This window comes from Kribbella sp. NPDC050470, from assembly GCF_044458365.1.
In the GTDB taxonomy this organism is placed as follows: domain Bacteria; phylum Actinomycetota; class Actinomycetes; order Propionibacteriales; family Kribbellaceae; genus Kribbella.
The window spans coordinates 14171-39098 of the sequence record NZ_JBITHV010000021.1; the positions used below are offsets into that span (position 1 = coordinate 14171).

26 protein-coding genes are annotated in these 24928 nt (G+C 69.0%); 16 read left to right on the top strand and 10 right to left on the bottom strand.

All coding sequences use genetic code 11. The features are described from left to right. Positions 1–109 precede the first annotated feature (109 nt). From ACIBGM_RS43105 to ACIBGM_RS43145, 9 genes are all read left to right on the top strand, one after another. Positions 110–1027 (top strand): DNA polymerase beta superfamily protein, encoded by a 918-nt coding sequence (locus ACIBGM_RS43105; RefSeq protein ID WP_396388852.1) that lies wholly within the window; start codon positions 110–112, stop codon positions 1025–1027. Continuing rightward, positions 1017–1781: a DNA polymerase beta superfamily protein gene (locus tag ACIBGM_RS43110; protein ID WP_396388853.1), complete on the top strand. Its 765-nt coding sequence runs from the start codon at positions 1017–1019 to the stop codon at positions 1779–1781. The genes ACIBGM_RS43105 and ACIBGM_RS43110 overlap by 11 nt, the downstream gene beginning before the upstream one ends. Positions 1782–1954: 173 nt before the next feature. After that, entirely contained in the window at positions 1955–4078 is a 2124-nt protein-coding gene (locus tag ACIBGM_RS43115; protein ID WP_396388854.1) for an alpha-galactosidase, read from the top strand. 43 nt (positions 4079–4121) lie between these two features. Beyond that, positions 4122–5066 carry a sugar ABC transporter permease gene (locus tag ACIBGM_RS43120; protein WP_360524289.1) on the top strand — a complete coding sequence of 315 codons (945 nt, stop codon included), beginning with the start codon at positions 4122–4124 and terminating at the stop codon, positions 5064–5066. Continuing rightward, complete coding sequence (locus tag ACIBGM_RS43125) at positions 5063–5944, top strand: carbohydrate ABC transporter permease (protein WP_396388855.1); 882 nt, start codon at positions 5063–5065, stop codon at positions 5942–5944. The genes ACIBGM_RS43120 and ACIBGM_RS43125 overlap by 4 nt, the downstream gene beginning before the upstream one ends. Positions 5945–5952: 8 nt before the next feature. After that, positions 5953–7308: a sugar ABC transporter substrate-binding protein gene (locus ACIBGM_RS43130; RefSeq protein WP_360524283.1), complete on the top strand. Its 1356-nt coding sequence runs from the start codon at positions 5953–5955 to the stop codon at positions 7306–7308. Positions 7309–7482: 174 nt separating this feature from the next. Then, positions 7483–7974, top strand: a complete 492-nt coding sequence (locus tag ACIBGM_RS43135; RefSeq protein ID WP_360524280.1) for a DUF1707 domain-containing protein — start codon at positions 7483–7485, stop codon at positions 7972–7974. Then, positions 7971–8387 (top strand): hypothetical protein, encoded by a 417-nt coding sequence (locus ACIBGM_RS43140; RefSeq protein ID WP_360524277.1) that lies wholly within the window; start codon positions 7971–7973, stop codon positions 8385–8387. The genes ACIBGM_RS43135 and ACIBGM_RS43140 overlap by 4 nt, the downstream gene beginning before the upstream one ends. Next, on the top strand, positions 8380–9819 hold the full coding sequence (locus ACIBGM_RS43145; protein WP_360524274.1) for a multicopper oxidase family protein: 1440 nt from the start codon (positions 8380–8382) through the stop codon (positions 9817–9819). Before ACIBGM_RS43140 ends, ACIBGM_RS43145 begins: the two co-directional genes overlap by 8 nt. On the opposite strand, the gene ACIBGM_RS43150 is transcribed toward ACIBGM_RS43145, so the two are convergent. The 6 genes from ACIBGM_RS43150 to ACIBGM_RS43175 all read right to left on the bottom strand — a co-directional run bounded on the left by ACIBGM_RS43150 (position 9820) and on the right by ACIBGM_RS43175 (position 14649). After that, positions 9820–10038 (bottom strand): hypothetical protein, encoded by a 219-nt coding sequence (locus tag ACIBGM_RS43150; RefSeq protein ID WP_360524271.1) that lies wholly within the window; start codon positions 10036–10038, stop codon positions 9820–9822. Positions 10039–10120: 82 nt separating this feature from the next. Continuing rightward, entirely contained in the window at positions 10121–11218 is a 1098-nt protein-coding gene (locus ACIBGM_RS43155; protein WP_396388856.1) for a sulfite oxidase, read from the bottom strand. A gap of 43 nt (positions 11219–11261) precedes the next feature. Further along, entirely contained in the window at positions 11262–11870 is a 609-nt protein-coding gene (locus tag ACIBGM_RS43160) for a response regulator transcription factor (protein ID WP_396388857.1), read from the bottom strand. Then, positions 11867–13003 (bottom strand): sensor histidine kinase, encoded by a 1137-nt coding sequence (locus ACIBGM_RS43165; RefSeq protein WP_396388858.1) that lies wholly within the window; start codon positions 13001–13003, stop codon positions 11867–11869. Before ACIBGM_RS43165 ends, ACIBGM_RS43160 begins: the two co-directional genes overlap by 4 nt. Before the next feature lie 15 nt (positions 13004–13018). Further along, a complete protein-coding gene (locus tag ACIBGM_RS43170) occupies positions 13019–13753 on the bottom strand; it encodes an ABC transporter permease (RefSeq protein WP_396388859.1) in 735 nt (244 codons plus the stop codon). Then, positions 13750–14649 carry an ABC transporter ATP-binding protein gene (locus ACIBGM_RS43175; protein WP_360524256.1) on the bottom strand — a complete coding sequence of 300 codons (900 nt, stop codon included), beginning with the start codon at positions 14647–14649 and terminating at the stop codon, positions 13750–13752. The genes ACIBGM_RS43170 and ACIBGM_RS43175 overlap by 4 nt, the downstream gene beginning before the upstream one ends. 991 nt (positions 14650–15640) lie before the next feature. Here ACIBGM_RS43175 and ACIBGM_RS43180 point away from each other — a divergent pair. The 3 genes from ACIBGM_RS43180 to ACIBGM_RS43190 all read left to right on the top strand — a co-directional run bounded on the left by ACIBGM_RS43180 (position 15641) and on the right by ACIBGM_RS43190 (position 17917). Continuing rightward, positions 15641–16423 (top strand): endonuclease/exonuclease/phosphatase family protein, encoded by a 783-nt coding sequence (locus ACIBGM_RS43180; RefSeq protein WP_396388860.1) that lies wholly within the window; start codon positions 15641–15643, stop codon positions 16421–16423. 234 nt (positions 16424–16657) lie between these two features. Next, positions 16658–17209, top strand: a complete 552-nt coding sequence (locus tag ACIBGM_RS43185) for a hypothetical protein (protein WP_396388861.1) — start codon at positions 16658–16660, stop codon at positions 17207–17209. A gap of 165 nt (positions 17210–17374) precedes the next feature. Beyond that, on the top strand, positions 17375–17917 hold the full coding sequence (locus ACIBGM_RS43190; RefSeq protein WP_396388862.1) for a hypothetical protein: 543 nt from the start codon (positions 17375–17377) through the stop codon (positions 17915–17917). Between the two features lie 62 nt (positions 17918–17979). On the opposite strand, the gene ACIBGM_RS43195 is transcribed toward ACIBGM_RS43190, so the two are convergent. Beyond that, a complete protein-coding gene (locus tag ACIBGM_RS43195) occupies positions 17980–18645 on the bottom strand; it encodes a TetR/AcrR family transcriptional regulator (protein ID WP_396388863.1) in 666 nt (221 codons plus the stop codon). Positions 18646–18713: 68 nt separating this feature from the next. On the opposite strand from ACIBGM_RS43195, the gene ACIBGM_RS43200 reads away from it, so the two are divergent. From ACIBGM_RS43200 to ACIBGM_RS43210, 3 genes are read left to right on the top strand one after another with little or no spacing between them, the layout of a single operon-like run. Further along, positions 18714–20177, top strand: coding sequence for a flavin-containing monooxygenase (locus ACIBGM_RS43200; protein ID WP_396388864.1), 1464 nt, complete (start codon positions 18714–18716; stop codon positions 20175–20177). A 58-nt stretch (positions 20178–20235) separates the two neighbouring features. Then, a complete protein-coding gene (locus tag ACIBGM_RS43205) occupies positions 20236–21549 on the top strand; it encodes a hypothetical protein (RefSeq protein ID WP_360524238.1) in 1314 nt (437 codons plus the stop codon). Further along, complete coding sequence (locus ACIBGM_RS43210; protein WP_360524235.1) at positions 21546–21758, top strand: hypothetical protein; 213 nt, start codon at positions 21546–21548, stop codon at positions 21756–21758. Before ACIBGM_RS43205 ends, ACIBGM_RS43210 begins: the two co-directional genes overlap by 4 nt. Here ACIBGM_RS43210 and ACIBGM_RS43215 read toward each other — a convergent pair. Together ACIBGM_RS43215 and ACIBGM_RS43220 are read right to left on the bottom strand one after the other, a co-directional pair. Beyond that, on the bottom strand, positions 21727–21942 hold the full coding sequence (locus tag ACIBGM_RS43215) for a hypothetical protein (RefSeq protein WP_360524233.1): 216 nt from the start codon (positions 21940–21942) through the stop codon (positions 21727–21729). The two genes, ACIBGM_RS43210 and ACIBGM_RS43215, sit on opposite strands and share 32 nt — an antisense overlap. 345 nt (positions 21943–22287) lie before the next feature. After that, positions 22288–22737: a hypothetical protein gene (locus ACIBGM_RS43220; RefSeq protein ID WP_360524230.1), complete on the bottom strand. Its 450-nt coding sequence runs from the start codon at positions 22735–22737 to the stop codon at positions 22288–22290. A 99-nt stretch (positions 22738–22836) separates the two neighbouring features. On the opposite strand from ACIBGM_RS43220, the gene ACIBGM_RS43225 reads away from it, so the two are divergent. Continuing rightward, positions 22837–23718, top strand: a complete 882-nt coding sequence (locus ACIBGM_RS43225) for a phosphotransferase (RefSeq protein ID WP_360524227.1) — start codon at positions 22837–22839, stop codon at positions 23716–23718. On the opposite strand, the gene ACIBGM_RS43230 is transcribed toward ACIBGM_RS43225, so the two are convergent. After that, positions 23657–24838 (bottom strand): MFS transporter, encoded by a 1182-nt coding sequence (locus ACIBGM_RS43230; RefSeq protein ID WP_360524224.1) that lies wholly within the window; start codon positions 24836–24838, stop codon positions 23657–23659. The two genes, ACIBGM_RS43225 and ACIBGM_RS43230, sit on opposite strands and share 62 nt — an antisense overlap. Positions 24839–24928 lie beyond the last annotated feature (90 nt).

Here is a 24928-nt window from a genome sequence, read left to right on the forward strand (position 1 = left end):
ACGGACCGCCAGCCCATCACAATGGCGGCTCGCCGGCGCGGGCACGCTCAGCGCGAACCGGGCGGTGCGATTGTGATGGCCTGGACGTCCGGCGTGACAGCATGCGGGCATGGCGTTGGTGGGACCGCAGTTGCCGGTGGGGACTCAGGTGGTGATCCGGGTCGCCGCACCCGACTACCACGGCGGAACGGCGCAACGCGGAGCGACCGGGCGGGTCGCCGGAGTCACCCCCGACGGCCGCTACACCGTGCGGCTCGCCGACGGCCGGGAGACCGTTGCCCGTCGCGACCAGCTCAGCCTGCGTACGGCGTACCAGGCCGAAGCGATCGAGTTGGACCAGCCCGACGGCGACCGGTTGGTGCTCGACCACACCATCTACGCGGCGGTCGTCGGGTCCCGGGCGTTCGGTCTGGACACCGACGCGTCGGACACGGACACCCGCGGCGTGTATGTCGCCCCAACCGAGTCCTTCTGGTCGCTCGCCAAGCCGCTGACCCATGTCGACGGCCCGGAGCCGGAGTGGTTCTCGTGGGAGGTCGAGCGGTTCTGTGAGCTCGCGCTGAAGGCCAACCCGAACCTGCTCGAGGTGCTGCACTCGCCGCTCGTGGTCCGGCAGACGCCACTCGGCGCAGAGCTGATCGAGCTGCGCGAGGCCTTCCTCTCGCAGCTGGCCTACCAGACGTACTCCGGCTACGTGCTCAGCCAGTTCAAGAAGCTGGAGGCGGACTTCCGCCGCGACGGTGCGCCGAAGTGGAAGCACGTGATGCACCTCCTCCGGTTGTTGCTCGCGGCCCGCGCTCTGTTGCTGGAGGCAAAGCTGGTCGTGGACGTCGGCCCGGACCGGGAGCGACTGCTCGCGGTCAAGCGTGGTGAACTGTCCTGGGACGAGGTCGAGCGCTGGCGGCTCGGGCTGCACGAGGAGCTCGACAACGCCTTGCAGCGAACAGTTCTGCCGGCGACACCCGATGTCGTACGAGTGGACGCCTGGCTGCGGTCGGTCCGGAAGAGGAGTCTCGGTGACGCGTGACATGCGGCAGCTCGACTACGCCGAGCTGCGGACCATCATGGGCGAGCAGCCGTACCGCTTGCTGTTCGCAACGGTCTCCGGCGCACACCTGTACGGCTTCCCGTCGCGCGACTCCGACGTCGACCTGCGCGGCGTCCACGTCCTCCCGGCCGCGGAGGTGGTCGGGCTGCGGACCGGCCCGGAGACCCTCGACCGGACCTGGTTCGAGAACGAGGCCGAGGTCGATCTCGTCACCCACGACCTGGCGAAGTTCGCCCGGCTGATGCTGCGCCGCACCGGTTACGTGCTCGAGCAGGTGCTCTCCCCACTCGTCGTCGTGAACACACCCGAGTACGACGAGCTCAAGGCGCTCGCTGCCGACTGCGTGACGAAGTGGCACGCTCACCACTACCGCGGGTTCGCGAACACGCAGTGGGACTTCTTCGAGAAGAAGGGTGAGCTCAAGCCGCTGCTCTACACCTTTCGGGTGCTGCTCACCGGCATCAATCTGATGCGGACCGGAGTCGTCCAGGCGGATCTGCGCGAACTGGCCGAGCTGAGCGAGGCTCCGGCGTACCTGCCGGAGTTGATGGCCGCCAAGGCCGAGGCCGAGCACGGATCGCTGGAAGGGATCCCGGGGGAGCGGTTGGCCGAGGATGTCAGCCGGCTGCACGCGGCCCTCGACGAGGCCGAGGCCGCCGGCCAACTGCCGGACCGCCCGTCGGCCGAGCCCGCGCTACACGACTTCCTGGTGCGCGTACGCCTGTCCGCCTGAGCGTCGGGCGCGACCGAAGCCTGACTCCCGGCCGGATAGCGGTTGCTCAGCCACTGGGCTGACAACGCTGACACATCTAAGCTATTTACTTAACTTCGTGAAGCATTGACATCCGGGCTGGCGGGGTAAATAGTTCCGTCCTGAAATCAATCAGAAAGCAGAGTGAATCAACAGTGTCGAACATCGAGGTACTGCAGCTCCGGGCTGCCGGGGTCAGTCTGGTGCTGGACTGCTCTGGTCCCGCCCTTCCGTCCGTCCTGCACTGGGGCGCGGACCTGGGTGAGCTGACCGGGCAGGCTCTGCTGGATCTGCGGCGTGGGGCCGGCGCGGCCCAGGACGGCAACGGCCTGGACGACAACCAGCCCGTCGCGATCGTGCCCGAGTACGCCACCGGCTGGTTCGGCCTGCCGGGCCTGAGCGGCCACCGGGACGGCCGGAACTTCTCCGCAGCCTTCCGCCTGACCAGCGTCGCCCAGACCGGCAACACCGTGCAGGCCGACGCCGTGGACGACGAGGCCGGCCTGGCGATCCGTCTGACCATCGAGCTGACCGACTCCGGCCTGGTCCGGGCGAAGGCGGATCTCACCAACACCGGTGCGACGCCGTACACGGTGGACGGGCTGGTGCTCGCGCTGCCGGTCCCGACCGAGGCGACCGAGCTGCTCGACATGACCGGCCGGCACATCGGCGAGCGGCACCCGCAGCGGCACGCGTTCACCCAGGGCGCGCACATCCGCGACAACCGCCGCGGCCGCACCGGCGCCGACGCCACCCTGCTGCTGATCGCCGGCACCCCCGGCTTCGACTTCGGCACCGGCGAGATCTGGTCCGTCCACACCGCGTGGAGCGGCAACCACCGGTCCTACGCCGAGCGTGGAATGAGTGGGTACGGCGTCATCGGCGGCGGCGAGCTCCTGCTGCCCGGCGAGGGCCGTCTGGAATCCGAGGGCACCTACAGCTCGCCGTGGATCTACGGCTCGTACGGCATCGGCCTCGACCGGCTGTCGGCGCGCTTCCACGAGTTCCTCCGGGCCCGGGACAACCACCCGAAGACCGAGCGTCCCGTCGTACTGAACACCTGGGAAGCGGTCTACTTCGACCTCGACCTGGACAAGCTGAAGGCCCTCGCGGACGCGGCCGCCGAGGTCGGCGCCGAGCGGTTCGTGCTGGACGACGGCTGGTTCCGCGGCCGGCGCGACGACCACGCCGGGCTCGGCGACTGGTACGTCGACGAGGGGATCTGGCCGAAGGGCCTGCACCCGCTGGTCGACCACGTGCGGGGGCTCGGGCTGCAGTTCGGGCTCTGGGTCGAGCCGGAGATGGTGAACCCGGACTCCGACCTGGCCCGCGAGCACCCGGACTGGATCCTTGCCACCGGCAACCGGATGCCGCCGACCGCGCGGCACCAGCAGGGCCTGAACCTCGGTGTCCCGGCGGCCTACGACTATATCCTCGAGCGGCTCGACGCGCTGCTGACCGAGTACGACATCGCCTACCTGAAGTGGGACCACAACCGGGACTTCGTCGACGGCGGCAACCAGCTGACCGGCACCGCCGGCATCCACGCGCAGACGCTCGCGGTGTACCGGCTGATCGACGAGCTGAAGCGGCGGCACCCGGGCCTGGAGATCGAGTCGTGCTCGTCCGGCGGCGCCCGCGTCGACCTCGGCATCCTCGAGCGCACCGACCGGGTCTGGGGCAGTGACAGCAACGACGCACTGGAGCGGCAGAAGATCCAGCGCTACACGCAGCTGCTGCTGCCGCCGGAGCTGATCGGCTGCCACGTCGGCCCGCCGCGGGCGCACACCACCGGCCGCACCCAGGTGCTGTCGTTCCGCGCGATCACCGCGCTGTTCGGCCACTTCGGCATCGAGTGGGACATCGCCTCCGCGAGTGCCGACGAGCGCAAGGAGTTGGCCGGCTGGGTCGCCCTCCACAAGGAGCTGCGGCCGCTGCTGCACACCGGACGCGTGGTCCGCGCCGACCGCGGTCCCGACGACTTTCTGCTGCACGGGGTGGTGGCGCAGGACGGCTCGCGGGCCGTCTACGCCGCCGTACAGCTGACCCAGTCGGTCACCTCGGCCGTCGGACGGGTCCGGCTGCCCGGGCTCGACCCGAACCGGACGTACCGCGTGAGCAAGCCGGCGATACCCGGACCGGAGTCGCGCCAGGTCTCGTGGTGGACCGACGGTGGACCGGTGGAGCTGACCGGTGCAGCACTGGCCGCGGTCGGGGTGCAGATCCCGGCGCAGTGGCCCGAGAACGCGATGTTGCTGGATGTGACTGCGATCGACTAGCCGTCCAGGGCCTAGGCGATCGCCGATCGAGAAGGAGATCCCCGTGACCGCGACCACCAACGCACCACCGAGAACCAGCAGACGAAGTCACGGGGAGCAGGCTGCGCCGCCCAGACGGCGCAGCCTGGGGGACCTGAAGGTCGCGATGATCTTCCTGGCCCCGGCATCGCTCGGCTTCGTCGTCTTCTACATCTGGCCGACGCTGCGCGGCGCGTACCTGAGCTTCACCGAGTACAGCCTGCTGTCCGCGCCGGACTTCAACGGCCTGGCCAACTACGAGCGGATGGTGCAGGACAGCCTGTTCTGGAACGCGCTGGTGGTCACGGTCGAGTACGTCGTGCTCAACATCGGCATCCAGACCGTGCTGGCCGTCGGGATCGCGATGCTGATGTACCGGCTGACCCAGTCGATCACGGTCCGGGCGGTGGTGCTGCTGCCGTACCTGGTCGCGAACGTCGTCGTCGCGCTGGCCTGGTACTGGATGCTCGACTTCCAGGTCGGCATCGTGAACCGCGGCCTGACCTGGATCGGCGTCGACCCGGTCGCCTTCTTCGGCGAGTCCCAGTGGGCGATCCCGACCATCGCCGGGATCAACATCTGGCGGCACATGGGCTACACCGCGCTGCTGGTGTTCGCCGGGCTGCAGATGATCCCGAAGTACGTCTACGAGGCCGCCGAGGTGGACGGCTCGACCGAGTGGCGGACGTTCTGGCGGATCACGCTGCCGCTGCTGCGGCCGGTCCTGGTGATGGTCCTGGTGGTCACCATGATCGGCTCGTTCCAGATCTTCGACACCGTCGCGGTGACGACGGCCGGTGGCCCGATCAACGCGACCCGGGTCATCTACTACTACATCTACGAGCGGGCGTTCACCCGGTTCGACTTCGGATACGCCTCCGCGATGGCGATGGTGCTGTTCGCCATCCTCGCGGTGATCTCGCTGGTCCAGTTGCGGCTGCTGCGGGCGAAGGAGAGTGACCTGGCATGACCAAGCAACTGAACGTCGGCCGCACGGTCGCCTGGGCCTGCCTGATCGTGCTGACGCTGGTGACGCTCTTCCCGTTCTACTGGATGCTGCGTACGGCGCTGTCCGACAACACCCAGCTCGCCGGGCACCCGAACTCGCTGCTCCCGGTCGAGACCACGCTCGGCGCCTTCAAGCGGGTGCTCGGGCTGTCCACGCTGGAGGAGGCCCAGGCGCAGGGCGGTTCCGGCGCCTCGGTGAACTTCTGGCTGTACCTGCGCAACTCGGTGATCGTGGCAACGGTCACCACGATCTGCCAGGTGTTCTTCAGCGCGATGGCGGCGTACGCGTTCGCCCGGCTGCGCTGGCCCGGCCGGGACAAGGTGTTCGCGCTGTTCCTGGCCGCGCTGATGGTGCCGCCGATCTTCACCACGCTGCCGAACTTCGCGCTGATCAAGAGCCTCGGGCTGCTGAACAGCTTCGCCGGCATCATCCTGCCCGGGGCGTTCATGACACCGTTCGCGATCTTCTTCCTGCGCCAGTTCTTCCTCGGCATCAACCGGGAGCTGGAGGAGTCGGCGATGATCGACGGCGCCGGGCACCGCAGGATCTTCTTCAGCCTGATCATCCCGATGAGTGGGGCGCCGATCGCCACGCTGGCGATCCTGACCTACATCAACTCCTGGAACGACTACTTCTGGCCGTTGCTGGTCGGGCAGCATGAGAACGTCCGGGTGCTGACGGTCGCGCTCGGCGTGTTCCGGTCGCAGACCCCGCAGGGCGGGCCGGACTGGGCCGGGCTGATGGCCGCCGCGCTGATCGCGGCGCTGCCGATGATCGTGCTGTTCTGCGCGTTCGCCAAGAAGATCACCAACTCCATCGGCTTCTCCGGGATCAAGTGAGGCTACCGATGAATCTGTCGAGACGGACATTGCTGAAGGCCGGACTGGCCGGCCTCGTCGCCCCGGCGGTTGCCGCGTGCAACAACGGCGCCGCCGCCCGGGGTGAGGGCGAGGTCATCTACTGGCTGTGGGACTCGGCTCAGCTGCCGATGTACACCGAGTGCGCGAAGGTGTTCCACGAGCAGAACCCGCAGTACTCCGTGAAGATCGAGCAGTACGGCTGGAACGACTACTGGTCCAAGCTGGTGACCGGGTTCATCTCCGACACCGCGCCGGACGTGTTCACCGGGCACTCGTCGAAGTACCCGCTGTTCGCCGACAAGGGCCAGGTGCTGGCGATCGACGACTACGTCGCCCGGGACAACGTGGACCTGAGCATCTACCAGAAGGGCCTGGCGGACCGCTGGATCGGCGCCGACGGCAAGCGGTACGGACTGCCGAAGGACTGGGACACCGAGGTCTACTTCTACAACAGCACGTTCACCGAGCAGGCCGGGATCAGTGCCGAGCAGCTGAACTCGATGACCTGGAACCCGCAGGACGGCGGCACGTTCGAGGAGATCGTGCGCCGGCTGACGGTCGACTCGAAGGGCCGCCGCGGCGACCAGCCCGGGTTCGACAAGAACGACGTCAAGGTCTACGGGCTCGGGTACGCCGACGCCGGTGGCGGCGACGGGCAGACCAGCTGGAGCTGGTACGCCGCGATCAACGGGTGGAAGTACTCCGAGGGCGAGCCGTGGGGGACGAAGTTCTTCTACGGCGACCCGAAGTTCACCGACACGATCGGGTGGTGGCGCGGCCTCATCACCAAGGGGTACATGCCGACGTACGCGCAGGCGAAGTCCGGGGTCGATGTCACCACGAGCTTCGGTGCGGGGAAGTACGGGATGACGCCGAACGGGTCCTGGATGCTCGCCACCTACGCCGGCCTGAAGCAGGTCAAGACCAAGCTGGCCCGGCTGCCGATCGGGCCGGTCGGCAAGCGGATGTCGATGATGAACGGGCTCGCGGACACCATCTGGGCCGGGACCACCCGGCGGGACGCGTCCTGGGCCTGGGTGAAGTTCCTCGGCTCCAAGACCGCGCAGGACATCGTCGCGAAGGCGGGCGTGGTGTTCCCGGCGGTGGCGGCGAGTATGCCGGCCGCGAAGGACGCGTTCGCGAAGAACGGCTGGGACGTGACGCCGTTCCTGGAGCCGGTCGAGGCCGGCGACGTGTTCCCGTACCCGGCCAACCCGAACGCGGCGGACGTCACCGCGGTGATGACCCCGGCGATGGACGCGGTGATGTCGTTCGAGGCAGAACCCAGCTCGCTCACGAAGGCCAACGACGAGGTGAACAAGATCCTCTCCGCGAACGCCTGAGGGTTTTCCCGGGTCGGGCCTACGCCCGGGGGAGTACGTCGTACTGCGTCCGAGGGCGCAGTGTGCTCCTCCGGGGGTAGGTGAGGTGTCGCCGCCGAGGCGACGCGGTGAGGGTGCTGTCGAGGACAACCTTGGTGCAGTCGAAACAACTGCGAGCACCGAGGAGAGTCTGAGATGAACGACGAGAGGCCGGGCGGACCGATCCGCATCGGCGACAAGGAGCGCGAGGACGCGGTCAAGCGTCTGGGCGAGCACTACGAAGCCGGCCGGCTGACCGCCGAGGAGCACACCGAACGCATCGGCCAGGCCCTCGAGGCCAAGACGGACGCCGACCTGGCAGCCCTCTTCTCGGATCTTCCAGGCGAACACCGGGCTGGTGCCGAGAGCGGCGAGGCCTGGGGCGGCCCGTGGGGCTGGACCAAGCCGCCGTGGACCGCACCTGAGGGTGCTGCACCGAACGCCGGGCCGGGACGTCGCCCGCCCTGGGCGGCTCGGGGCCCGCTCGGGAAGATCCCGTTGCCGTTGCTGATCGCGCTGGGTGCGCTGGCGTTGATCGCGTCGATCGGTTGCGTGGTGGGTGGCGGGCACCCGCCGCTTCTGCCGCTGCTGGCGATCGTGGCTGCTGTCGTCATCGTGCGGAAGCGCCGGCAGGAGCGTCGGGCATGAGAACGGTCTACCGGGTCCTCAGCCTGGCCATCGCGATCGCCGTCGTCCTGCAGGTCGCGGCCATCGCGCTGGCCGGATTCACGGTGTCGAAGGACGCCGGCGACGGCGTCGTGATCGGGGCGGACTACAGCAACTTCGGCCAGAGCTACCACAGCATCGCCGGTACGGCGATCGGCCTGGTCGCGCTGCTGCTGCTGATCGTGTCCTTCCTGACCGACGTCCCGCGCGGCCGGTCGCTGGCCGGCATCATCGTCGCTCTGGTCGCGGTGCAGTTCGTCCTCGCGGTGGTGTCGTTCGGCATCCCGGCGCTCGGCGTCCTGCACGGCATCAACGGCCTGGCCATCGCCGGTGTCGCAGGTGCGGCGGCCCGTCGCTCGACCGAGGTCTCCGCGCAGCAGCCGGCCAATGTCTAACCGGAGACGGCAGCTGATCGCCCTGGGAGTGACCCTGGCGGTGCTCGCACCGCTGGGGTACCTCTGGGCGACCAGCCTGGTCCCCAACGACTACTCGGCCATGGACATGGGGTACGCCGACTACGGCGGCGGACCCGCGTCGAGCGGACACGAGCACCACCACGGCGGGACGAGCGTCGTCGACCTCACCGGACCGAAGACAGGCACCCCGGATGTCGACGTCACGCTGACCGCCCGGAAGACGAAGTACCAGCTGGCCAGTGGTGAAGCCATGGACGGCTACACGCTCAACGGGACGTCACCCGGCCCGCTGATCCGGGCGAAGGTCGGCGACCTGGTCCAGGTGACGCTGGTGAACGACAACATCGCGGACGGCGCCACGCTGCACTGGCACGGGATCGACGTACCGAACGCCGAGGACGGCGTGGCCGGCGTGACGCAGGACGCCGTACCGATCGGGCAGAAGCATGTGTACCGCTTCACGGCCGAGGAGGCGGGGACGTACTGGTACCACTCGCACCAGGTGTCCAGCGAGGAGGTCAAGGGCGGTCTGTTCGGCACGATCGTGATCGCGCCCGAGCAGCCCGGTGAGGTGATCGCGGCGATTCACACGTACGACGGGAAGCGGACGATCAACGGCCGGACAGGGACTCAGCAGGTCGACCTCCCCGCCGGTACGAAGGCTCGGGTACGGGTGATCAACACCGACAACGCGATCCTGCGGGTCGGGCTGCTCGGGACGCCGTACAAGGTGGTCGCGGTCGACGGACGGGACGTGCACGGGCCGACTCCGGTCACGGCTGCCTTCCCGTTGGCGGCCGGGGCCCGAGTGGATCTCGAGGCCGTGGTGCCTGCCGGGGGCATGCGGTTGGTGGCGGGATCCTCGACGCTGTCGTTGGGGATCGGCGCCAATGCGCCGACCGGTGAGCTGCCGGGGGAGACCGTGGACCTGCTGACCTACGGCACGCCGGCGCCGCTGGGGCTCGACCCGGCGAAGGCGGACCGGAAGTTCGAGTACCGGATCGGCCGGCGGCCCGGGTTCCTCGACGGGATGCCGGGGTTGTGGTGGACGATCAACGGGCACAAGTTTCCGGACGTGCCGATGTTCATGGTGGCCGAGGGTGACGTCGTACGGATGACGATCTCGAACACCAGCGGCCAGGCGCATCCGATGCATCTCCACGGGCACCACGCGGTCGTGCTGTCGCGCAACGGCGTCGCGGCGACCGGTTCACCGTGGTGGGTGGACACGCTCGAGGTCGGTGACGACGAGACGTACGAGATCGCCTTCCTGGCCGACAACCCGGGCGTCTGGATGGACCACTGCCACAACCTTCCGCACGCGTCGGAGGGCCTGATGACGCACCTCATGTACGAAGGCGTGAGTACGCCGTACCGGATCGGCGGCCCGGCGCAGAACGAGCCGGAGTGATCAGGAGGCCTGTTGGCTGAGCCGTGTCGTGTTCGCCAGTTGCATCGCCGCGATCCGCGCGCAGGCCGCGTCGATCGCGGCGCGCTGGGACTGGTAGGAACCACACCAGAACGGGTCGTCCGGCTGTGGGTCGAGCTCGTCGTCGACGTCGGCGTACCACTCGCCCGCCGTACGGAACACCCGTGCGTGCAAGTGCACCTCAACACCCAGATCGTTCACCGCAACACTCCTACGAGAGTGAGACCGTGTACCTCTCCAGGATGTGACTGCGCGGCCCCGGAACCGCCGAACGACACGCGTTTCAGGTGACCAGAACCGTGATCCGCTGGGCGGTGTTGTTGGCGAAGCCGCCGCGGTTCCAGTCCGCCTCAATCGGTTGCTCGCGGCCGCTGGCGTCGATGGCGCGGACGGTGACGACATGCTCGCCGGGAGTGGCCTCCCAGTCGTGGCTGAAACCGCGCCAGGCCAGCTCGTCGTTGCCGACGGCATCCAACTTCGCGGTCTCCCAGCTGACCCCGGCGTCCACGCTGATCTCGACCCGCTCGATCGGCGCCCAGCCCGACCAGGCCCGGCCGTGCAGCGTAACGGTGCCAGCGGCAACGAAACGGTGGCGGCTCATGAAGTCCGGGAAGCCGGGCGGGACCAGCAACGCGCGCGGCTGGATCCGGGTCACCGGCTCACCGGGGTCGTCGGCGCTCTGCCGGATCCGGTAGGCCACCGCGTTCTGGAACCCGTCGAACTCGTGGTCGATCAGCTCGATCGACCGCAACCACTTGACGCTGGCCATCCCGTACCACCCGGGTACGACGAGGCGCAGTGGGTAACCGTGCTGCGGCGGCAACGGCTGACCGTTCATCTCCCAGGCGACGAGGGCGCCCGAGTCGATCGCCTCGGTGACCGACAGGCCACGCTGGTAGTCCTGCTCGACACCGCGCTCGACCCCGTGGTCCGCGCCGGTGAACACGACGTCCACGGCGTCCTCGCGGATCCCGGCCAGTCGCAACAGGTCGGACAGCAGCACGCCGGTCCATTCCGCCGTACCGACGGCTTCGTTCAGCCAGGGTTGGCTGATCGGCCGCGGCTGCAGCGCCGCGCGCCCGTTGCCCGCGCACTCCAAAGTGACCCGCACGGTCCGGCGGCCCATCGCGCGCAGCGCGGTCAGCCCCAACGACAACGGTTGCTCGACGCATCCGTCGATGCTGAGCGACCAGGTGCTCGCGTTCGTCGCCGGGATGTCGTAGTGCACCAGGACGTAGTGCAGTCCGGGTGGTGTCACGTCGTACCGCAGGCCCTCGAGTGGCATGCCGTGGTTCCGAGCCGCCAGTTGCAGCTCGTCCGCGGTGATCCCCTCGCCGGTGTCCGCCAACCGCCCCCGCACGCTGAATTGCTCGATCGACATCGTGATCCCCTCCCCTTGCCCAACCCTATGCTGGGCGGAAGGTTCAGAGCCAGCCGTTGTCGACCGCGATCCGTGCCGCCTCCGCGCGAGTGCGGGCGCCGGTCTTGCCGATCGCCGCCGAGAGGTGGTTCCGGACGGTGCCCTCGGACAGGTGCAGCTCCTTGGCGATGTCGGCGACCGTCCCGCCCTCCAGGGCGGCCCGCAGTACGTCGGACTCCCTTGCCGTCAGCGGGCTCGTGCCCGCGACGAGCGTCTCCGCGGCCAGCGAAGGGTCGACCACGCGGAGGCCTTGGTGCACCCGCCGTACGGCGTCGGCCAATTGGGCCGCAGGCGTGTCCTTGACGACGAACCCGGCCGCACCGGCCTCCATCGCCCGCCGCAGGTACCCGGGCCGCCCGAAGGTCGTGACCATCAGGATCCGCACCCCGGGTACGGCGCTCCGCAGCGCGGCGGCCGCCTCGATCCCGTCCAGCCCGGGCATCTCGACGTCGAGGAGCGCGACGTCCGGCTTGGTCGCCCGCGCGGCCTCGATCACCTCGTCGCCGCGCCCGACCTCGGACACCACCTCGAGATCGGTTTCGAGATCCAGCAGCGCGGCCAGCGCTCCGCGAACCAGGGCCTGGTCGTCCGCGATCAGCAGTCGGATGGTCACGGGCCCACCCTGACAGCCAGCCGGAAGCCGCCGCCCGGCGCCTGGCCGACCTGGAGGCTCGCGCCGGCCTGGTCGGCTCGCTCCCGCAGTCCGATCAACCCGTGACCGGACGCGCCACCACCAGGCGTCGGCCCCTTACCGTCGTCCAGAACCTCGATCTGATTGGCATTCAGCCGGATCGTGCAGCGCCTGGCGCCCGAGTGCCGTACGACGTTCGTCACGCCCTCACGCACCACCCAGGCGAACAGCTCACGGTTCTCCTCCGGGACCTCGTCGACCGTGGTCGGCAGTTCGGCCCGGATCTCCGCCGCCCGCAACGCCGCTCGCGCGGACACCAGCTCACCGGCGAGGCTCAGCTCGCGGTACCCCGCGACAGCCGCTCGTACGTCGGCCAGCGCCGCCCGCGCGAGGCTTTCCACCTCGGCGACCTCGGCGCTCGCGCGTTCGGGATTGGCCGCGATCAGCCGGCCCGCCAGCTCGGCCTTGACCGTGATGACGGTCAGCGAGTGCCCGAGGATGTCGTGCAGATCGCGGGCGAACCGGTTCCGCTCCTCCTGGACCGCGAGCTCGGCCATGTCCTGCCGGGTCTTGGCAAGCTCCATGCTGCGCTGGATCGCTCGCCGCATCCCGAAGACGGCCAGCGCCCCGAGGAAGATCGCGAACCCGTAGCTGTTGTCCGTGGTCCAGTCCGGCACGACCCGCATCGACAGCTCGGCCCCGACGAGGAGCACGAGCACGACGGCGACGCCGGCCCGCACCTCCAGCGCCATCATCGCGACCGCGGCGATGTACACGCAGCAGGTGAGCGCCTTCTGGCCGGCCGACGGGATCAGCGCCAAGGTCAGCGCGAGCATCGCGCCCAGGTACGCGAACCGTTGCCACGTCGCCAGCCCGCCAGACAGGCCGATCCGGCGGATCCAGCCGAAGAAACCCAGGTACGAGAGGGCGAACAGACCCAGCGTGACCAGACCGAACACCCGGGTCGCGCCCTGCTGGTCCAGGATCGCGTTCAACGGGCTGGACAGGTAGAACAGCCAGACCCCGGCAGCGATCCAGCCCCAGCGTCCTGGCCGGGTGTTGCCACGCTCGGCCAGGGCCTCGACCAGGGTTGGGGTCCGCGTCACATCAGTCACGCTAATGCACGAACCTCAGGCACGTGCGGTGTCGGCCCGGAACCGGCGCAGGCCGACGAAACCCAGTACGACGGTCCACCCCAGCACCACGAGCAGCGCGTGCATGTCCAGACCGCTCTGCGTCAACGCGCTCCGCGAGGTCTGCCCGGTCCAGTACGCCGGAGTCAGCTGGGCGATGTGCTTCATCAGCGACGGCATCTGGTCCACCGGCAACCACAGTCCGCCGAAGGCCGCGATCAGCATCGTCGCCAGTCCGGTGATCGGCTGCACGCTGTCCGGCTTGGCGACGTACCCGATGACCAGGCCGAGAGCGGCGAACGGGAGCGCGCCGAGCCAGGACACCAGGGCCACCGTTGCCCACTGGCCGGCGTCGAGGTGGACGTGGCCGAAGATCATCCCGGACAGGAACACCACGAGCAGCGGGGGCAGCGCCAGCAGCAGCGACAGGATCACCTTGCTGGCCACATAGGCCTGTGGCTTCAGTGGGGTGAGTCGCAGGGTGCGGTTCCAGCCGCCGTCGCGTTCGGCCGCGATCACGCCGCCGCTGCTCATCGCGGCGGACATCGAGCCGAACATCGCCATACTCACCATCACGTACGCGACCGCGGAGATCCCGCCCTCGCTGGCATCCTTCGGCAGCGTGACGCCGAAGATGACGAACAGCACCAGCGGCATCAGGATCGCGAAGATCAGCACCCGGCGGTTCCGGAGGGTGCGGCGGATGTCGAAGATCAGGTAGTCGCGGTTCATGCCAGGCTCTCCTGTTCGGCGCCGATGGCGAGGACCGCGTCCTCGAGGTCGGCGGACGTCACTTCGATGTCGTGGGCCCGCGTGTTCGCGAGCAGGTAGCGCAAGGTGTCGTCGGAGTCGGCGCACTGCATCAGGACCACGTCGCCGCGCGTCTCCACGTTGCGTACGCCGGGCAGCGACGCCAGAGCCGCGAGGTCGGCGCCGGGCACGGTCGCCCGGATCCGCCGGCCGGACACGCTCGCCTTGATCTGCGCAGCGGTGCCGTCGGCAACGATCTTGCCGTTGCGCATCAGCACGACGCGATCGGCGTACGCGTCGGCCTCTTCCAGGTAGTGGGTGGCGAACAGCACCGTCCGGCCGCGTGCGGTCTCGGCGTGCATCGACGCCCAGAAGTCCCGCCGGGCCTCGACATCCATCCCGGTCGTCGGCTCGTCCAGCACGATCAGGTCCGGCTGCGGGATGATCGCCATCGCGAATCGCACCCGCTGCTTCTGGCCTCCCGACAGGCCCTTCATCTTCCGGCCGGCCAGATCGCCGATCCCGGCCCGGTCGAGCGCCTCACCGACCGGCATCGGGTCCCGGTGCAGACCCGCCACCAGGTTCACCAGCTCGCCGACCTTTGCGTCCTCGATGATCCCGCCGCTCTGCAACATCACCCCGACCTGCCCCTGCGCGATCGCGTCGACCGGCGTCCCGCCGTACACCTGCACGCTGCCCTGGTCGGGCCGGACCAGCCCGATCAACATCTCGATCGTGGTCGACTTCCCGGCCCCGTTCGGACCCAGCAACGCCACCACCTCACCGGTCCGGATGCTCAGATCCACCCCGGCGACCGCCTGCACCGCCCCATACCTCTTGGTCACACCCCTCAGGCTGACCGCAGTCTCTGTCGTCATACCAAGAACCTTCGCCGCGTACGCCGCTCCACCCCTGGCCCGCCCGTCACGCCCCACCCATGACATCCGTCAGTCCAACAACGCCCAGAGGACAACCCACAAAGGACAACGCTTCGCGTCGGCTGTCCTCTTGCCGCCTTCGGCGGGGTGCGCGTCCCGGTGTCGCGGTCCGACGTGGTCGGCGTCGGGTGGGTCTGGATGGGGCGGACGGGCTGGTTTACCGTCGGTCTTCGTGAGGTGAGGACTGGGGAGTGGTGTGGCGTGTGTGAGTCGGTGGGATCGGGTCGGTATCGCGTCAGTTTGCGGCGGTCTGGGCCGGGGTTCCGGCCGACTCACGGGGCTGGTCACGCCGACTGGGGGCCGTGAACAGGCTATTTGGGTTCTTCTGACTGATGTGTGCGTCAGCTTGGTGCCCTAGTTCGCCACCCAGGGCGGTCGAGTGCGCCGCGCCCATGACACCCGGACCACCCGCGAACGGGATCCCGATGCTGCCGGACCGCCAGGCCATCACAATCACCACTTCCAACCCGGCACCCCGCCTGGCACCGCCGACGCCAGCCGATTGTGATGGCCCGGCGGTCCGCCCTCGCCGCTCACAAACCCGACCACCCAACGGTGTGCGCCCCGCTCAGCCCTCGCCCACACATCCGTCACAAGAGCCGTTATTTGCTGTCCGCACCGACTGGTTCCTGTTCATGCCCCCGACGCCAGGACGGGATGACACCCGTGAACTGCGCTCGGATTGCGTGTGCCGCCAGGGGCGGCTTGAACGGACAGCTGCCGCGCCAGATGGTCAGGCGTTCGGCGGCAACTCGACGGTCCGCCGAGCCGCAGCCAGCGGTAGGTCCGGAGCCGGCGGGTCTGGACGAGGCGAGGATGAGACCCAGGCACGACGAGCGATCAAGACCGGCCTGTGACATTCGTCGGCCGGGTTTTAAAGGCCGAGGGGGCTCTGGGGTTGCGGGGCGCGGCAGGTGGGCACGGCGGGGGTATGGGTGAGGTGCGAGTGCTGACCTGGAACGTGTGGTGGCGGTTCGGGCCGGTGTGGGTTGCGCGGCATGAGGTGATCGCGCAGACGCTGCGGGCGGACGGGCCGGATGTCGTTGCGCTGCAGGAGGTTTGGGGGACCAGGGCAACCAACCAGGTGGTGGCGCTGGGCGCCGAGCTGGGGATGTTCGCGGCGTACGGCGGACCGTCGTACCCGCCCGCCTCCGACGTGGCCAGGGACCCGCGGGATGCCGGCGTGGAGGTGGGGATCGGGCTGCTGAGCCGATGGGAGATCACGCGCTGGCGGGTGGTACGGATGCCGGCCCGCCATCGGGCGTTCGATCCGGTGGCGGCGGCCACGGTTGCGCATCCTGTCGCGCCGCTGCACGTCGTGGTGGGGTGCCTGGAGTACGACGCGGCGTACAACGACGACCGAATGGCGCAGGCCGGCCTGCTGGCGTCCTTGGCCACCGATCCGTCGCTGGACGGCCCATTGCCGGTCGTGGTCGCCGGCGACCTGAACGCGCCGCCGTCGAGCCCGCTACTGCGTCCGCTGACCGACCTTCTCACCGACGCTTGGGTGGCTGGTGATGGCGATCCAGCAGCCGTGACAGCTCCTGCCGAGGCCGGGCCCGGGCTGCTCGGTCAGCGGATCGACCACATCTTCTTCCGGCCGGGCATGTTCAACCGTCCGGTGTCGGTCGCCGACTGCTCGACGGTAGGCGATGCCGTCGACGGCATCACGCCCTCCGACCACCGCGCAGTGGCGTGCACGCTGCGGTTCTGAGCACACCGGCTCCGCCCGGCGCCGCGCGGAGCGGCCGTCCGACCACCGCGCGGTGGCGTGCACGCTGCGGTTCTGAGCACACCGGCTCCGCCTGCCGCCGCGCGGAGCGGCCGTCGCCGGGACGTTCGAGTCACCCGCCCATCGCCTGGTCCCTTCCAACGCGAGGCCTTCTCTTGCACTTTGTTCAAGTAGGTTGATACCGTTCTTGAACTTAGTTCAACCTGGGGAGTGAGCATGGTGGCGAGTGCGGTAGTTCTGGCAGCGGGGTTGCAGGTGCTGCTGGCGATCGGGTTCGTGGTGCTGACCTGGGTGGCGCGCCGGGACGGGGACGCGGCCGAGCGGGCGGCCGAGGCGGAGGTGGTACGGCAGGGGCAGTCCGTCGGCGTGCTCGCCGCGCATCGCGTTCAGTTCAAGGAGAGTGCCCGGGAAGCCTTGTTTCCGTACGGAATCGCGGTGTGCCTGACCCTCGTCGCCGTACTCCTGCTCGTCGGCTACGCCCCGGCCCGCATCGCGCCGTACGTGCTTGCCGGACTGGCGATCGTCGGCGGCGGACTGGTGATGACGAGTCAGGTGTTCGCCGAGCAGGTGGTCCAGGCGGCCTTCCGCAAGTCGGCCGATCCCGCGGTCCAGTCGCTCGACGGCCGCGCTGTGGTTGCGGCGGCCAGGACCGAGTTCCCCGCGTGGACCCGCGCGGTGCAACTGGGCCGATTGCTGGTCGCGACCCTCGGCTCGGTCGCGGTGATCGTCCTGCTCTCACTACCGTCCGCCGACGCCCACTTCCGCTGAACCTTCGCTCGATCGGGTGACCAGGTCGGTGCCGCTTCGCCTCGATCGGATCCAGAGTCGGCTCGGTCCCAGGATCCTCGGGATACGACGGCGTACGCCGCTGGCCGGTGGAGTCGTCTCGCCGGCGGTCGCGTCACGCTCATCACCCCGGGTACGACGGTCGACGTGGTCGCCAAGCGTGCGACGCCGGGGGAGTTGGCAGCGATGCGGCTGCTGGACACGACCGACGGCGCCGCGGCGGCGGGTACTGTGGTCGAACCGGTGTTCCCGCGGTTGCTTGACTCCGGCAACGATGAGGTCGGCCCGTGGGTCGTCACGCCGAACTATCCCGGCCCGCCGCTCGACTGGTCCGCCGAACCACCACCTGCGGTCTACACAGCCCTCGCTCGCCTGCACCAGCGTCACCTGGGGGCAGTCGCCGAGCTCTCGTCGGATCTTCCGCGGGTCGACGACGCCTTCCTGCGCTCGACCTTCACCGGCTTCGCTGCCGTCGGGATCCAGCGGGCAGCCTCAGTTGGTAGACATCCCGTCCACGACCGCGCATTGCAGTTGCTCGACCGCTTCGCCGACGATGACCGACTCCGCGCCGGCCTGGAGATCCTGCCGCCGACGCTTTGTGACTCACCCGGTCGGTTGGGACCGTGCTGGCTCGGACTGCGGTCGCTTGTGACACGCCACGGCACGCGGCGCCAATGGGGTTGCCCGTGATTGCAGTTCGCGCGTGCCGCCGGAGGCGGCTGAAAGGACTGTCGCCGCGGAGCGGGGTCCGGTTAGGGGGTGCGGAGGGGGTTTAGGCCTTGCCAGAGGAGGGTTTGGAGGGTTTGGGCTACTTTTTGGGGGGTGGGTGGGGTGGGGGTGCGGCTGCGCCAGATGGCCAGGCGTTCGGTGGCGCCGGAGATGCTCTGGGCGACGATCTGGATCTCGTCCTCGTCGGGGGTGCGGCCGGGTGGGAGGTTCATCCGGACCATGGTGGCGATCAGGTCGATGAAGGCGGCGCGGACCTCGTCGGTGGCTTGGGCGGCAGGGCCGGCGGCCGGGCTCATGCCGAGCATGCCCTCGTCGATCAGCACCGACCATGCCTGCGGGTGGTCGTCGAGGAATTCGAACCAGGCGACGAACCCGGCGTACAGCGCGTCCTCGGCATCGGGCGCCGCCAGCACCGCGTCGGACACGGTGTCCAGCAGCTGGGTCCGCAACCGCGCCAGGCAGGCGAGGAACAGGCCGTCCTTGGAGCCGTAATACTGGTAGATCAGCGGCTTCGACACCCCGACCTGGGCGGCGACGTCGTCCATCGACGTGCCCTGGTAGCCGCGTTCGCCGAAGATCCGCTCGGCCGCCTCGAGGATCTCCCGCTCCCGCGCGGCCCGGTCCCGCCGCCGCTTGACCACCCCACCCGCCGGCTCGTCGGTCTGGGTAGAGGGCGTGGTCGAGGTCACTTGCGCAGTCTAACTGACTCCGAGTAACTTACTCCGAGTAAGTTCTTTCCGCAGGCTGGAGGTTCCCGATGGCGCAGGCGAGCTCTCACCACCGGATCGTCGTGGTCGGGACCGGATTCGCCGGGATCGGGATGGCGGTGCGCCTCAAGCAGGCCGGGTACGACGATTTCGTCGTACTGGAGCGGGCCGACGACGTCGGCGGGACCTGGCGGGACAACACCTACCCGGGCTGCCGGTGTGACGTCCCGTCGCACCTGTACTCGTTCTCCTTCGCCCCGAATCCCGAGTGGTCGTCGACGTTCTCCCCGCAACCCGAGATCGAGGACTACCTCCGCGACGTCACCGACCGGTTCGGCGTCCGTCCGCACATCCGGTTCGGCCATGCGGTCGAGTCGGCGCACTGGGAGGACGGTCAGTGGCGGATCCGCACCAGCCAGGGCGAGTTCACCGCTCAGCTCCTGCTGTCGGGGATGGGCTCGCTCGCTGAGCCGTCGTACCCGAAGCTGCCGGGGATCGAGTCCTTCGAGGGTGCGGTCTTCCACTCGGCGCGGTGGGACCACGACCTGGACCTCAGCGGTCGCAAGGTGGCGGTGATCGGGACCGGCGCGTCGGCGATCCAGTTCGTGCCGGCGATCCAGCCCGAGGTCGAGGAGCTGCACCTGTTCCAGCGCACCCCGCCGTGGGTGATGCCGCGGCCGGATCGCAGGATCACCGCGGCCGAGAAGGCGGTGTTCCGCCGGTTTCCCCTTGTCCAGAAGGCGATCCGGGTCGGTACCTACTGGGGCCGGGAGTCGCTGGTGCTCGGGTTCGCCAAGCTGCCGGCGATCATGAGGCAGGCGCAGAAGGTCGCCGAGAAGCACCTCGAGCACCAGATCCGCGACCCGCTGCTGCGGGCCAAGCTGACGCCGGACTTCACCCTCGGCTGCAAGCGGATCCTGATCTCCGACGACTACTACCCGGCGATCGCGCAGCCCAACGTCGAGGTGGTCAACGACCACATCGCCGAGGTGACGCCGACCGGGATCGTCACCGCGGACGGCGTGAAGCACGAGGTCGACACGATCATCTACGGCACCGGGTTCCGGGTCACCGACCTGCCGGTGATGGACATGGTCCACGGCCGCGACGGCGTCTCCCTGCGCAAGGCCTGGTCCGACGGCATGGCGGCCCACCTCGGTACGGCGGTCGCCGGCTTCCCGAACTTCTTCATGCTGATCGGCCCGAACACCGGCCTCGGCCACAGCTCGATGGTGTTCATGATCGAGTCCCAGATCGCCTACATCCTGGACGCGCTGAAGACGATGGACGCCGACGGACTGCGCGAGGTCGACGTCCGGCCAGAGGTCCAGCGGGCGTTCGTCGACGGCGTTCGATCGTCGATGCGCAACACGATCTGGACCCTCGGCGGCTGCACGAGCTGGTATCTCGACTCCGAGGGCCGCAACACCACGCTCTGGCCGTCGTTCACGTTCCGGTTCCGGCAGCTGACGAGCCACTTCGACGCGAACGAGTATCAGACTCTCACTATGTGACATTGATCGTGTTACATTCGATCAGTCAGATAGCCGGCTGATCGGAGGCGGTGCCGTGGTGGAACTGCTGGTTCCGATGCACGGGATCGGTGGTCGCGGCGATCTGCCGGTGCCGCTGTGGCTGGCGGTCTACTCCGCCGGCGCGGCCGTGGCCGTCTCCTTCTTCGCCCTCGCGGCCTTCTGGTCGCGGCCGAAGTTCGACACCGCCGGCGGTCGGCCGCTCAACGCGCTGACGCGGATTGTCGACAATCGACAGACCCGCGCCGTGCTCAAGCTGGCCGGACTGGTCGCGTTCGCACTGCTGCTCGGGGCGGCGTGGTTCGGCAGCAGTTCGCCGGCGCTCAATCCGGCGCCGACCTGGCTCTACGTCTGGAGCTGGGTCGGCATCATCCCGCTCTCCCTCGTCTGCGGCCCGATCTGGCGACTCGCGAACCCGTTCCGCACGATCGCGGGCCTGGTACGGCGTACGTCGTACTGGCGACTTCCCGAAGGGATCGCCTACTGGCCCGCGGTCGCCGGGCTGGCCGGCTTCCTCTGGCTGGAGCTCGCCTGCCCGGAAGGCTCCAACCCCCTCGTCGTCGCGATCTTCGTCACCGGCTACGCCGTCCTGAATGTTGCCGCAGGCATCGTCTACGGACCGGCCTGGTTCCGCATCGGCGACACCTTCGAGGTGTACGGCGAAGTGCTGGCGCGACTGAGCCCACTCGGGCGCGGCGCAGACGGCCGCCTCGCCCTACGGAACCCGCTGGCCGGCCTGGCCACGATGCCGCAGCAACCGGGCATCGTCGGGCTGTCGTGCCTGCTGCTCGGATCGACAGCCTTCGACGGCATCTCTCGTTGGTCCGCCTGGACCCAGCTGGCCGGCGATCTCGGCCGGCCGCAGCACATCGCCGTACACACGCTGGGTTTGATCGTCTCGGTGGCGATCGTGTCGGTGCTCTTCGTGCTGGCCGCGCGGACGACCGGGGCGGTCCGCGTCCGGCCCGGTGCTGTGGGACGGGCGGGGCTGCCGGGTGCGTTCGTGCACTCGCTGGTGCCGATCGCGATCGGGTATGCGGTCGCGCACTACTTCTCGTTCGCGATGTTCCAGGGGCAGGAGGGAGTGCTGCTGGCGACCGATCCGTTCGGGCGCGGGTGGGACCTGCTCGGGACGAGCGGGACGCGGATCGACTACGCGTTCCTGTCGACCGGGGTGATTGCGGGGGTCCAAATCGGTGCGATCGTGCTCGGACACATACTTGGGGTCGTGTCCGCGCATGATCGCGCTGCCGAACTGTTCCGGCGCCGGCAGCTGCGGCGGGCGCAGTACCCGATGCTGGCCGCGATGGTCGCGTTCACCGCCGGCGGGATCGCGTTGGTGACGGCCTCATGATCGCGCTGCACATGGGAGGGATCCCCGAGACCGCGATGGTGCTGGGCCCGATCCTGCTGATCCTTGCGTTCGTCAGGATCGCCCGCCGCAACGAGGCGACGTTGCCGGACGACGAGTACGAGGACTGGGACGCGGACCTGGGCGACCTGCAGGCCGCCGCGGAGGAACAGCAGGAGGTCAGGCGGCCTGCAGGACGAACTGCTCGCTGACGCGGGTCGGCGTGCCGGTGGCAAGCTCGGCCAGCTGGGTGCAGCCGGCGGCGATCGCGGCGTGCAGCGTGGGCCACTGGTCGACGCACCAGTACGGGTCGTCGGGCTGGCGGTCGTTGTCGTCGTCGATGTCGGCGCACCAGCCGCCGGTGAAGGTGCGGTGGACGTGCAGTCGGAGGTTCATGATCGGACGGGTTTCTCGGGCGACTGGTCGGGTGGAGTCAGAACGGAAGCGGCCGGCCTGACGGCGTACGAAGGTCGATCGTCTTCGTGGTGCGGCGCGTTCGCAGTGGTCTGCGGCGGAGCTGGATCTGTCGGCTCATCGTTCCGGTCCTGACTGTGAGGGGACTCTGTGGCTGGTTAGACCAACATCCCAAGTCCTTGGTTCGAGCACATGCGGAAAATTACCGATATCGGTACCTATCCACCCCTTAGCCATCGCTCGGGGCTCACTGAGGGTTCGGAGAGGGACGTACGTCGGATCGGTCCCGCGAGGAAAGAATCGCCGCACAGAGCGGCGGCGCTGCGGCTACTGCTCGAAACGACCGGTGACTCGGAGTTCGCCCTCCGTGTGGTGCCACCCCGTACTGTGAGCGACGGCTTCGAGCATCAGCGGTACGTCGTCCGGCTCGAGGTTCTGGAGCTCCTTACCGAGCGCAACGGCGTGCTTGACGCCGTCCGCCAGCGCGCACGCGAGCCGGAGCACGCTGCCCGCGGCCGGCGGCGCGTCGGTGTCCTTGGCCGTCGCGGTGACCGCGTCCCAGTCGATCGTGGCAATCGAGCAGATCGTGCCGTCCGGACCCCAGCCGTCGTCGGCGGCGGTGATGCAGGTCGCCCGGAAGTCCGCCCGCTCCAGCCAGTAGCGGTGGGTGATCAGCAACTCGACCCCGGCCTCGACGTTCTCCATCCCGGCCGCCCAGCAGCGCAGCATCGGAGCCAGTTGCTCCGGTGTCAGTGTGGACGTGTCCAGCTCCGCCATCGGACGAGGTCCTCTCTTGCCCTCCGCGACCTCGGAACCCCCAGTTCCGTCCCGCACCCCGGTACCCGCCGCTATGCAGATCGGGGTGAGGATGGGTCGGTGGAGGAGTTGCTGAAGGCCTGGGGCGTCCGCGCGTCCGATGTCCGGGCGGCAGGGGAGGGGACCAACAACACGACCTTCTTCGTCGGGGACGAGTTCGTCCTGCGGATCCACCGCAACACGACCGTCCCGGACTACGAGCACGCCGTACTGCGGGCGCTCGACGGGCTGTCCTTCGCGGTGCCGGTACCGGTCCCCGCTGACGACGGGTCGACCGTCGTACGGCGTGAGGTCGACGGCGACCTGGTCACGGCCAGCCTGAGCCGGCGGATCCCGGGAGAGCATCCGCGGCGCGGTGACGTCGTACAGGCTGAGGCTTGTGGCGCGGCGTTGGCGGAATTGGATGAGGCCCTCGCCCGCCTCGACCCTCAGACGCTCCCGCCGCGGGACGAGTGGGACGGCGATCTCACCAAGGTGCACCGGCGGGTGCCCGATCCGGGGGAGTTGATTGCGAGCCTGGAGGGCGCCGTACGGCGGGAGCAGGTGCGGTGGATCTTCGCAGCCGTGCAACAGCAGCCCGACCTGCCGCGGAGCATCATCCACGCGGACTTCTTCCCGACGAACGTGCTGATGGACGGATCGCGGGTCACGGCGATCCTCGACTTCGAGGTCGCCGGACCCATGTACCGTGCGTTGGACCTCTCCGTTGGTATGGCGGCGTTCGACCCGGCCGATGCGTTCCGGCGCGGTTACCTCGCCCGGCTCCCGCTGACCGAGGCCGAGCGGCGCGCCGTACCCGAGCTCCAACTGTTGCGCGAGGCAACGAGCTTGGTGCACTGGTACGGCCGCCACCTCGACGGCCTGACCACCGCGGCCGACATCAGCGCACGAGCTGACCGCCTCCTCGAGCTCGAACGACGAACGGCCGCGAGAGAACCGTGATCCCGAGCGAGATCGCGGCCAGCACTGTGATCGTCACCGCGGTCGGCAACTGCTGTGCGAGACCGCCGGCGATCGCGGCCCCGATGCCCTGCCAGGTCATGCGCCCGGCCGACTCGACGCCCTGCACCTGTCCGCGGACGGCGTCGGGCGTGAGCTCGAGCAACTGTTCCTGCAGCGGCAGCGTGGCGGCGTACCCGGCGCTGGCGATGAACACGGCCGCCGCCGTCACCGCGATCGGCGGCTCGAGGACGAACAACAGGTACGGCGCCGCCAGCAGCAGCCGCAGTGCAAACGCGCTGCGCCGCCGCTGCTCGCCGGTGAGCAGGCGCCCGACGGTCAGGTCGCCGAGAAGCATCCCGGCCGATCCCGCGGCCAGCAGGATTCCAGCCTGTTCCGGGATGTAGGACACGAAGAGCGCGACGCAGCCGACGATGAGCCCGTTCGGCACCCACAGATTCAGCAGCACCGCTCGGCGACCGGGCGACGAGAGCAGTACGACGTTCGTCGACCACGTCTGCCGCAGACCGGGCCTCGGGGTCAACCGGATCGAGTGTTCGCGAACGGTCGCAGCTACGACGAGCAGTCCGATCCCGGTCAGCGCTGTGGCGACGAGTAGCACGCCGGTCGGGTCCAACAACTGCAGGAGTACGGCGCCGACGGCGTACCCGAGGATCGCCATGCCGCCTGACGTGATGTTCATTAGCGAACGCGCCAGCGCATAGGACTCGGCCGGGACCACCTCGGCGAGTAAGCCCAGCCGCGTGCCGGTTCCGAGCGACTGGAAGAACCCGACGACGAGCAGCAGCAGGAACCTCGCGGTCAACGGCAGCCCGGGAAGCGCCTGTGCGGCGACGCCCAGGAGAGATACGCCTTGCAATACGACGAGGGTCCGCCGCGGCCGGCGCCCGTCGGCGACCGACATCAGGGTGAGCGCGCCGATCACGGTCGCGAACGTCGCGCCGTACATGCTGATGGCGGTCAGGAACGGCGATCCGGTCTGAGCGTTGATCAGCGTGGCCAGGGCGAACCCCGAGAGCGTGCTGGCGGCAACCAGCAGCGTGAAGCTGAGGTAGAGCCCGGTGAACTCGCGATGGCGGAGCAATGAGCGGTAGGAAGGCATGAAAAAAGCCTCCGAACGCACGCAGATCGCTGCGTGATCCGAAGGCCGACAGCATGATTTTACTACATGAAGTGGTTTGCCGATGGGCAC

Bases quoted from the DNA above. Each gene is read 5' to 3' on its own strand.
- ACIBGM_RS43105 (WP_396388852.1), top strand. From the start codon at position 110: ATGGCGTTGGTGGGACCGCAGTTGCCGGTGGGGACTCAGGTGGTGATC.
- ACIBGM_RS43215 (WP_360524233.1), bottom strand. From the start codon at position 21,942: ATGAACCTCCGACTGCACGTCCACCGCACCTTCACCGGCGGCTGGTGC.
- ACIBGM_RS43230 (WP_360524224.1), bottom strand. From the start codon at position 24,838: ATGCCTTCCTACCGCTCATTGCTCCGCCATCGCGAGTTCACCGGGCTC.
- ACIBGM_RS43185 (WP_396388861.1), top strand. From the start codon at position 16,658: ATGGTGGCGAGTGCGGTAGTTCTGGCAGCGGGGTTGCAGGTGCTGCTG.
- ACIBGM_RS43220 (WP_360524230.1), bottom strand. From the start codon at position 22,737: ATGGCGGAGCTGGACACGTCCACACTGACACCGGAGCAACTGGCTCCG.
- ACIBGM_RS43130 (WP_360524283.1), top strand. From the start codon at position 5,953: ATGAATCTGTCGAGACGGACATTGCTGAAGGCCGGACTGGCCGGCCTC.
- ACIBGM_RS43125 (WP_396388855.1), top strand. From the start codon at position 5,063: ATGACCAAGCAACTGAACGTCGGCCGCACGGTCGCCTGGGCCTGCCTG.
- ACIBGM_RS43175 (WP_360524256.1), bottom strand. From the start codon at position 14,649: ATGACGACAGAGACTGCGGTCAGCCTGAGGGGTGTGACCAAGAGGTAT.
- ACIBGM_RS43180 (WP_396388860.1), top strand. From the start codon at position 15,641: ATGGGTGAGGTGCGAGTGCTGACCTGGAACGTGTGGTGGCGGTTCGGG.
- ACIBGM_RS43135 (WP_360524280.1), top strand. From the start codon at position 7,483: ATGAACGACGAGAGGCCGGGCGGACCGATCCGCATCGGCGACAAGGAG.
- ACIBGM_RS43170 (WP_396388859.1), bottom strand. From the start codon at position 13,753: ATGAACCGCGACTACCTGATCTTCGACATCCGCCGCACCCTCCGGAAC.
- ACIBGM_RS43200 (WP_396388864.1), top strand. From the start codon at position 18,714: ATGGCGCAGGCGAGCTCTCACCACCGGATCGTCGTGGTCGGGACCGGA.
- ACIBGM_RS43140 (WP_360524277.1), top strand. From the start codon at position 7,971: ATGAGAACGGTCTACCGGGTCCTCAGCCTGGCCATCGCGATCGCCGTC.
- ACIBGM_RS43210 (WP_360524235.1), top strand. From the start codon at position 21,546: ATGATCGCGCTGCACATGGGAGGGATCCCCGAGACCGCGATGGTGCTG.
- ACIBGM_RS43145 (WP_360524274.1), top strand. From the start codon at position 8,380: ATGTCTAACCGGAGACGGCAGCTGATCGCCCTGGGAGTGACCCTGGCG.
- ACIBGM_RS43155 (WP_396388856.1), bottom strand. From the start codon at position 11,218: ATGTCGATCGAGCAATTCAGCGTGCGGGGGCGGTTGGCGGACACCGGC.